6 protein-coding genes are annotated in these 4,771 nt (G+C 70.3%); 3 read left to right on the top strand and 3 right to left on the bottom strand.

The features are described 5' to 3' along the window. Positions 1 to 543 precede the first annotated feature (543 nt). Positions 544 to 1,194 (bottom strand): PaaI family thioesterase, encoded by a 651-nt coding sequence (locus ABR571_RS09285; RefSeq protein ID WP_409452909.1) that lies wholly within the window; start codon positions 1,192 to 1,194, stop codon positions 544 to 546. A 19-nt stretch (positions 1,195 to 1,213) separates the two neighbouring features. Then, positions 1,214 to 1,624 (bottom strand): cupin domain-containing protein, encoded by a 411-nt coding sequence (locus ABR571_RS09280; protein ID WP_409452908.1) that lies wholly within the window; start codon positions 1,622 to 1,624, stop codon positions 1,214 to 1,216. Between the two features lie 52 nt (positions 1,625 to 1,676). Between ABR571_RS09280 and ABR571_RS09275 the strand changes: the two genes are divergently transcribed. Beyond that, positions 1,677 to 1,922, top strand: a complete 246-nt coding sequence (locus ABR571_RS09275; protein WP_409452907.1) for a hypothetical protein — start codon at positions 1,677 to 1,679, stop codon at positions 1,920 to 1,922. On the opposite strand, the gene ABR571_RS09270 is transcribed toward ABR571_RS09275, so the two are convergent. Beyond that, positions 1,876 to 2,352 carry a GNAT family N-acetyltransferase gene (locus ABR571_RS09270; RefSeq protein WP_409452906.1) on the bottom strand — a complete coding sequence of 159 codons (477 nt, stop codon included), beginning with the start codon at positions 2,350 to 2,352 and terminating at the stop codon, positions 1,876 to 1,878. The two genes, ABR571_RS09275 and ABR571_RS09270, sit on opposite strands and share 47 nt — an antisense overlap. A gap of 36 nt (positions 2,353 to 2,388) precedes the next feature. Between ABR571_RS09270 and ABR571_RS09265 the strand changes: the two genes are divergently transcribed. Both ABR571_RS09265 and ABR571_RS09260 read left to right on the top strand, forming a co-directional pair. Next, positions 2,389 to 2,754 carry an FKBP-type peptidyl-prolyl cis-trans isomerase gene (locus ABR571_RS09265; protein ID WP_409452905.1) on the top strand — a complete coding sequence of 122 codons (366 nt, stop codon included), beginning with the start codon at positions 2,389 to 2,391 and terminating at the stop codon, positions 2,752 to 2,754. Positions 2,755 to 3,068: 314 nt separating this feature from the next. Continuing rightward, positions 3,069 to 4,634 (top strand): MFS transporter, encoded by a 1,566-nt coding sequence (locus ABR571_RS09260; protein ID WP_409452904.1) that lies wholly within the window; start codon positions 3,069 to 3,071, stop codon positions 4,632 to 4,634. Positions 4,635 to 4,771 lie beyond the last annotated feature (137 nt).

Below are 4,771 nucleotides of genomic sequence, written 5' to 3'. Positions count from 1 at the left end.
GAGATGATCACCAAGGTGCACGCGCAGGTGTGCGTCCCGCCGCAGCAACCGGCGGACTCTTAATCGATGAGGCCGGCAGTGCGCAGGGTCGCGACCCGGTTGTGCCACCGCCGGGCGTACGCGCACCGCTCATAGATCTCGCTCGCCAGCTGGAAGTGCCGGTCGGCTCGAACGGCATCGCCCGCCAGCGCCAGCCCTCAGCTCGGTCGATTTCGCCACGTGCGAAGGAGATCTCGGCCTGGAGCTCGGTGAGCCCGGACGTCCAGACCGCTCGACCCCTCGAAGGCGAGCACAGCGCGAGCGTGGTCGACGACCGCCTGGGCCGAGTCGAGGTCTCCCACGTCGAGGTACGCCCGATCGCCAAGCCGGACTGGAACGTCCACACGACGGTGTCCACGCCCGCGTCCTGCCATCTGGCCGACCACTCCCTGAGCAGCTGCTCGGCTTGCTCCCATTTGCCCGCGTGCGTGAGCAGCCGCCACAGCAGCGCTCCGGGAACTCGCCGACGTCGGGATGCTCGGCCGCGAATTCCTCGTGCGGTCGTCAGGCCTGGCCCGGCAGCAGCTGGAGGAACAACCCTTCGGCGTCGGACAGCAGCGCGCCGGACGCATCGAACAGCCGCGCCGAACCCCAGCGCTTGCGTCCGTCGACCCGGTCGCGGGTCGCCTCGAAGCGGAGCTCGACGTCGAGCGGAGTCACCCGCCGGTAGTTCACCTTGAGGAACGCCGTGCGGGCGACGCTGGGCTGATGGTGGTTCATGACTCGGCCGAGCACGTCGTCGAACAGCAGCGGATGGGCGCCACCGTGCGCCGCGCCGTTACCCCCGAGGTAGAAGCGGGTGAACGTGACCCGCCCGGACAGCCGCGCATCGCCTTCGTCGTCGATGAAGTACGGCGGCAGCAGGGGGTGGCCGCGGCCGGCGAGATCGGGACGCCAGCCATCGTGCCGGTCGGCTTCGCTCACCTGGTGCACCGCCAGCAGCTCGGCGACGTCGAGCAACTGCTCGGTGATCTCCTTGGCCACGTCGGGCGCGAGCGCGGCACCGGACAGCCGGTCCTGCACCAACCGCTGCGCGTTGTGCAGCGCCGCGTACTCGACTCCGCCGCGCGGCGCGGGCGCCCGCTCGTCCCAGTTCGCATCCGACTCGACGTCGGCGTCCGGCCAGGGCGTCATCACCCCGTCGTCGTCACTCATCGTAGAACTGTAACCCGTTCTAGTTGTCGGACGCCGCCAGCGTGAAGTCGGCGAAGTCGAAACCCGGCGCGACGACGCACGCCACCAGCGACGCCTCGTCGGTCGCCGGAACGGCGGACTGCCACTCGCCGGCCCGGACCAGGTACTGGCCGCCCTCGCGCAGCTCGCAGCTGAAGCCGGCCACCGGTGACTCGTCGAACCCGCCCACGGTGAGCAGCATCGGGCCGCCGCCCTGCCACAGCCACAGCTCGTCGGAGGTCACCCGGTGCCACGCCGAGCGCTGCCCCGGTTCCAGCAGGAAGGCGACGCACGTGGCGAGGTTGCGCTTGCCGCGCGGCGTGTCCACGGCGTCACTGTGGCGCCAGGTCTCCCGGTACCACCCGCCCTCGGGATGCGGTTGCAGGTCCATGGCGGCGGGGTCGAGGGCCATGCCCGGAGCCTAGGGCCTACCCGCGAGCCGTCCGAGGCGCCACGATGTGGACATGGATGCCGGCAGCTCGAAGTGGTCGATCAAGTCGCAGGACTCGGTGCTCTGCATCGGCAGCAAGGGCTCGTTGCTCTCGATCGGGTCGGTGGGCTCGGTGCTGTCGATCGGTTCGATCGGCTCCGCGGCGTCGGTGCTCTCTATCGGCTCGGTCCTCGGTGCGGGCACGATCATGTGCGCGTTCGCCGAGCGGTCGATCATGGCGACGCGGGCCCGGAAGAAGGTGCTCGCCGTAAGCGCATAGGCAGGTGCGGGATGCCGTCCTCGTCGTAGTCGTCGCCGTCGCGGACGAAGCCCAGCCCGGCGTACCACTCCTCCAGGTAGGACTGCGCACCCATGACCACCTCGCGGTCGCCGGCGAGCTCGACCGCGCGGCGCACCAACCGGGCGGCCAGGCCGTGGCCGCGTGCGCTGTCGGCGGTGGCGACACGGCCGATGCGCGCCGTTCCCGCGTCGTCGCTGTCGAGCAGCAGACGCAGGGTGGCCACCACCTCGCCGTTGCGCTCGATCCACAACTGCCGGGCGGACGGCTCGAGGTCACGGCCGTCCGGGTCGAGGTAGACGCAGTTCTGCTCGACGACGAAGACGGCGCTGCGCAGGGCGAGGATGCCGTACAGCGTCCGCGCGTCCAGCTCTTCGGTGCCGGCGGACCGCACTTCGTCGTCGATGCGCATGGCGACCGACGGTAGCGGCTCGTGTTGGATGGGTGCATGACACTCTCCAAGCCAGAGATCAACCGTCCCGACGGCGAGGCCCCGACCGAGCTGAAAATCGAGGACATCGTCGTCGGCGAAGGCGCCGAGGCGAAGCCGGGTGACACGGTCGAGGTGCACTACGTCGGCGTCGAGTTCCACAACGGCGAGGAGTTCGACGCCTCGTGGAACCGCGGCCAGTCGATCGAGTTCCCGCTGCAGGGCCTGATCCAGGGCTGGCAGGAGGGCATCCCGGGCATGAAGGTGGGCGGTCGCCGCGAGCTGACGATCCCGCCCGAGAAGGCCTACGGCCCGGCCGGCGGTGGACACCGGCTCTCGGGCAAGACGCTGGTCTTCGTCATCGACCTGCTCGGCGTCAAGTAGCCGGTCACCGGGCGAGGAGGCGGTCGCCGCACGTCAGCGACCCCGCCTGCTTGACGTGGCGCAGCACCGGCGAGATCTCCAGTCGACGTCGGCGCACACGATCGACGCGGTCAGGTTCTGCGGCCCTGAGATCTTTTGCACTGGGTGCGGACTGAGCTGCAGGCAGCGGATGATTCCGCCCTCGATCTCGTCGATGGCGGCGGATTCCGGCAGGGCCAGCTTCTTGGCAGAAAACTACGCCAGGCGCGGATCACGACGATGGTTGTCTGTCGCTCGCGGAAGACTGACCCGTAGTCATCAGGAAGGGACAACTCATGCGCAAGTGGCTGCCCTTGGTCACCGTCTGCCTGGGCACGTTCATGCTGCTCATCGACGTGACCATCGTGAACGTCGCGCTGCCCGACATGGCGACAGATCTGAAGACGTCGTTCGGGTCGCTGCAGTGGGTGGTCGACGCCTACGCCCTGGTGCTCGCTGCTCTCGTCCTCGGGACAGGTTCGATCGCCGACCTCGTCGGCCACCGCCGCGCCTACGTCGCCGGGCTGGCCCTGTTCGCGGTCGCGTCGCTGGTGTGCGGGCTCGCGCCGAACTCGGGCGCGCTCGTCGCCGCCCGCGCCGTGCAGGGCCTCGGCGCCGCCGCCATGTTCGCGACCACCTTCGCGCTGCTCAACAGCAACTACACCGGTCGGGACCGGGGCACCGCGTACGGGCTGTGGGGCGCGACGGCGGGCGCGTCCGCCGCTGTCGGCCCGATCATCGGCGGCCTGCTCACCGAGGGCGCGTCGTGGCGGTGGATCTTCTTCGTGAACCTGCCGGTCAGCGTCATCGCCATTGCGTTGTGCCTGTCCGTGCTCACCGACACCCACGACACCGTCAAGTCACGCGTCGACGTGCCCGGCATCGTCTTGTTCAGCGCCGCGGCCGGCGCGCTGACCTACGGCCTCATCGAGGCCAACGAGAACGGTTGGTCGCACGTCGGAAGCTGGGGCTGGATCGTGGCCGCGCCCGTCCTGCTCGCGGTCTTCGTCGCCGTCGAGGTGCGGACGAAGGCCCCGATGCTCGACATGACGCTCATGCGCAACCGGGTGTTCGTCGGCATCCTGCTGGCCGCGCTGGTCGTCACCCTCGCCGCGTTCGCGTCCTTCACCTACACCTCGATCTGGCTGCAGTCGGTGCTCGGCCTGAGTCCCATCGAGGCCGGCCTCACCGGCCTGCCGTTGTCGATCGCGTCGTTCGGGGTGTCCGCCGCGATCGGGCGCTTCCTGCACGGCTCGCGCCCGGGTCCCATCATCGGCGGCGGCATGCTGTTCATCGGGGTGGGCGGTCTGGTCAGCGGGTCGCTCGTGCACGGCGGAGCCAGCTGGCCGGCCTTGATTCCCGGCTTCATCCTCGTCGGCATCGGGGTCGGGCTGGCGACACCGACGTTCAGCTCGGCGGCCATGGGTGCCGTGCCGCCCCAGCGCGGGGGCATGGCCGCCGGCGCGGTCAACACCGCCCGCCAGCTCGGCTTCGCCCTCGGTATCGCCGCGCTCGGTTCGGTGTTCGCCGCCCGGGCGGCGCACGTGCTCAGCCGGCACGGCGTCCCCTCGTCCGACGAGGTGTCCCGCTTGCTGGCCGGCGGTCAGGCCAAGGTCCTGCTGGCCAAGGCGCCGCCAGCATTCCGCGGCCGGCTCGACGAAGCCCTGCACGCGGCCTCCGTCCAGGGCGTGCAATGGGCCTTCCTCGTGTCAGGTACGGCCGCCGTGCTGGCCGGACTAGCCGTGCTGGTCATGCTGCGGCCGGTCGAGCGGGCCGCCACCGACGACCCGACGAAGCCGGCCACCTCGCCCGCCTCGCCGGATGCCGACCGGGACGAATTCGAGACGGCGACGCCGACGTAGCAACCGTCCCCGGAGCGGGAATACACTCGGAGTCAACGCTCGTGAAAGCGTTCACAAACTCCGGATCCGTTGCAGGGAGCTCGCGATGTCGGCACAGGGCGCGGCCACACCATCGGCCACCAGCGCCGAGGTCCGGC

It is taken from the genome of Jatrophihabitans sp., from assembly GCF_046262535.1.
In the GTDB taxonomy this organism is placed as follows: Bacteria; Actinomycetota; Actinomycetes; order Mycobacteriales; family Jatrophihabitantaceae; genus Jatrophihabitans.
This window is presented reverse-complemented; position numbering and strand designations above follow the sequence as displayed.

What these genes read in the sequence shown, in the direction of transcription:
- ABR571_RS09285 (WP_409452909.1), bottom strand. Translation starts at nt 1,194, where the DNA reads ATGAGTGACGACGACGGGGTGATGACGCCCTGGCCGGACGCCGACGTC.
- ABR571_RS09280 (WP_409452908.1), bottom strand. Translation starts at nt 1,624, where the DNA reads ATGGCCCTCGACCCCGCCGCCATGGACCTGCAACCGCATCCCGAGGGC.
- ABR571_RS09275 (WP_409452907.1), top strand. Translation starts at nt 1,677, where the DNA reads ATGGATGCCGGCAGCTCGAAGTGGTCGATCAAGTCGCAGGACTCGGTG.
- ABR571_RS09270 (WP_409452906.1), bottom strand. Translation starts at nt 2,352, where the DNA reads ATGCGCATCGACGACGAAGTGCGGTCCGCCGGCACCGAAGAGCTGGAC.
- ABR571_RS09265 (WP_409452905.1), top strand. Translation starts at nt 2,389, where the DNA reads ATGACACTCTCCAAGCCAGAGATCAACCGTCCCGACGGCGAGGCCCCG.
- ABR571_RS09260 (WP_409452904.1), top strand. Translation starts at nt 3,069, where the DNA reads ATGCGCAAGTGGCTGCCCTTGGTCACCGTCTGCCTGGGCACGTTCATG.